Consider the following 1,927-nt stretch of genomic DNA (forward strand, 5'->3'; position numbering starts at 1 on the left):
CATCCTGAACCCCGAGCGCGCGGATTTTCAGGCGGCGATTGCACAGCTTCAGGACATGACCGGGACCGCCATCACCAGCTTTGACGCATACCTGACGGCGATCCAGACCCGGCGTCAGGCCTTTCAGGCGCTGGGGGCAACGGCAACCGACCATGACATCCCCTATCTGATGACAGACCCCCTGCCCCGCGCGCAGGCCGAAGACCTGCTGCAGCGGGCGATATCCGGCACCATCAGCACGGCCGAAGCACGGCAGTTCTATGGGCATATGCTGGTCGAGATGGCGCAAATGTCGATCGAGGACGGGCTGGTGATGCAGCTGCATGTCGGCAGCGCGCGCAACACCAACCGGCCGCTTTTTGACAGTTTCGGTCCTGACAAGGGCGGGGTCATGCCCCGCGCAGTGAATTGGGTGGCGGGGCTGGACGGGCTGCTGAACCGCTGCGGCAACGACCCGCGCCTTAGAGTTCTGGTCTTTTCGCTGGACGAAAGCAGCTATTCGCGCGAACTGGCGCCGATGGCCGGGCATTGGCCGTGCCTCAGGATCGGCCCGCCCTGGTGGTTCCATGACAGCACCAACGGCATCCGACGGTTTCTGGATCAGGTCGTCGAAACCGCCGGTTATTTCAACCTTGCCGGCTTTAACGACGACACCCGCGCCTTTCTGTCGATCCCGGCCCGGCACAACACCTGGCGGCGCGCCGTAGCGCAGCATCTGGCCGGTCAGATCGAGATCGGCAAGCTGCGACAGGCGGATGCGGAAATGCTGGCCCCACATCTGTGCCGCGATCTGGCACTGGACGCTTACCGCATGAACGGGGGCGAAGACTGACATGCAGCGCATCGTTCACATCGGCGTCGGGAATTTTCACCGCGCGCATCAGGCCTGGTATACGGCTCAGTCGGGCGGTTGGGTTATCACCGGCGTTGTCATGTCGAACCATACGCTGCGCAATCAGCTTGTGCAGCACGACAATGCGTATCTGCTTGGCATATGGGGCAGCGACGGTCTGCGCACGCAGCGCATTTCGGTCTATGACGATATCCTTCTGGCCACGGACCAGCCGCAGGCCGTGATCGACCGGATTGCAGATGCCAACGCACATGTGGTCACCCTGACGATTACCGAGAAAGGGTACTACCTCAACCAGCAAGGCGATCACCTGGATATGTCAGCCGCCGACATCAAGGCCGATCTGGCAGCAGAGCAGCCCGGCACCGCCATCGGTCTGCTGGCAGCCGGCCTTGTTGCGCGGGCCAGGGGATGCGCGGGGCCGCTTACGGTGATCAGCTGCGACAACCTCTCTGAAAACGGTGCCAAGCTGCGTCAGGCCCTCATCGACTATCTGATCATCAAAGCCCCGGACGTGCTGGATTGGGTGTCGGAGAACGTTTCGTTCCCCAACACCATGGTCGACCGGATCACACCCCGGCTCAGCCCCGCGGCACAGGACGAAATCGCAAATGCCGCAAACGCCAGCGACCTGTCGGTGGTCGGCACCGAGGCGTTCACCGAATGGGTGATCGAAGATCGCTTTGCCGCAGGCAAACCGGACTGGCAGGCGGCAGGTGCGGTACTGGTCGATGATGTCAGCTCGTATGAAGAGCGCAAGCTGCGTCTGCTGAACGCGTCGCATTCATATCTGGCTTATGCGGGCCTTCTGGCGGGTCATCGTTATGTACATGAGGCCATCGCCGACCCTGTACTCTACGCGGGCGTGTGTAGGCTGTGGGACGAAGCCGGCGTGACGGTCGCGCGCCCTGCCTGCGATACGCTCGAGGCCTATCGCGAGGCGCTGCTGGACAGGTTCTCGGTCGCCCATATGCGGCACGAACTGCGGCAGATCGCGATGGATGGCAGCCTCAAGCTGAAAGAGCGTCTGGTTCCCATTCTCAGATACCGTGCGGACAGGGGGCTGAGCTCTCC

At 62.5% G+C, this 1,927-nt stretch carries 2 protein-coding genes; both read left to right on the plus strand.

Going from position 1 to position 1,927, the window contains the following annotated elements; genetic code table 11:
* Positions 1–832: glucuronate isomerase (locus tag ACR0I7_RS20020; protein ID WP_480514130.1), on the plus strand; the 832-nt coding region annotated here is incomplete at its 5' end.
* A gap of 1 nt (position 833) precedes the next feature.
* On the plus strand, positions 834–1,927 hold a 1,094-nt coding region (locus tag ACR0I7_RS20025), incomplete at its 3' end, for a mannitol dehydrogenase family protein (protein ID WP_480514132.1).

The organism is Ruegeria sp. AM1, assembly GCF_056540745.1.